Raw genomic sequence first — 859 nt, forward strand, 5'->3', positions numbered from 1 at the left:
CGCCGCAACCGAAGCAGTGATAGAGATTTTTTTCTGGCGACAGCGCCATTGACGGGGTTTTCTCATCGTGGAACGGGCACAGCGTCATCAACTCTTTGCCCTGTTTGATCAGCACCCGCCCTTGTTGCTGCGCCACCGCCACCAGTGACACCGCTTGTTTCAGGTGTTGTAACTCTGCTTCGTTGATGCGGGGCATTTCCTTACCTCCTAAAAAAACTTGTCAATAGATAAAGATGTAGATTACAATATACCTATCTTTATAGATTTGCAACAGGCTGAATGAGAGGGGGCTTATACAATGGCGAACATGTCAGATTGGTATGTGGGTATTGATATGTCAGCTTTTGCCGAACGTTTACGCTTGCTACGCGAAGCACGAAAAATGAGCCAAGTCAGATTGGCTGAACTTTTAGAAGTAGATCCAAGAACTTATAATCGATGGGAAAAAGGCGGCAATCCACCTCTTTTAGAGACGGTGATCAAAATTGCCGATGTATTGCAAGTTTCCTTAGATGAACTGGTAGGACGCAAAGCGATTACTACTGAATTGAAAATACACAATAAAATCTTGCATGACCTCTGCCAGCAAGCTGATGTGTTACCAGACATCGATCAACAAGCTTTGATTTTGGTACTAGATAGCTTTGTGAAGAAAGCACAAATTGAAAGAGTGATAAATAGCGGAAAGAGTTAATAAAGAGCGCGGGTTGAAGATGCTGACGACACCAACAACCCGCTAACCCCAGCAACTAAAAGAGGTAGTTACTATGGCTAAGCGTGATTCTAAGTCACAACAGCAGATTGTTAAAGTCTCCCAGCATGAACGCTTTGAGCGAGTGAAATATTTTGGTTTGGCGCT

General features: G+C 44.0%; 2 protein-coding genes. One reads left to right on the forward strand and one right to left on the reverse strand.

The features are described from left to right. Nucleotides 1-196 (reverse strand): CHC2 zinc finger domain-containing protein (locus EOJ37_RS14290; protein WP_155522519.1); only part of this gene is annotated, 196 nt, incomplete at its 3' end. 102 nt (nucleotides 197-298) lie between these two features. On the opposite strand from EOJ37_RS14290, the gene EOJ37_RS14295 reads away from it, so the two are divergent. Next, nucleotides 299-694, forward strand: a complete 396-nt coding sequence (locus EOJ37_RS14295; RefSeq protein WP_127960524.1) for a helix-turn-helix domain-containing protein — start codon at nucleotides 299-301, stop codon at nucleotides 692-694. Nucleotides 695-859: the final 165 nt, after the last annotated feature.

Source organism: Serratia microhaemolytica (assembly GCF_004011885.1).
Lineage (GTDB): Bacteria > Pseudomonadota > Gammaproteobacteria > Enterobacterales > Enterobacteriaceae > Serratia_G > Serratia_G microhaemolytica.

What these genes read in the sequence shown, in the direction of transcription:
- EOJ37_RS14295 (WP_127960524.1), top strand. Translation starts at nt 299, where the DNA reads ATGGCGAACATGTCAGATTGGTATGTGGGTATTGATATGTCAGCTTTT.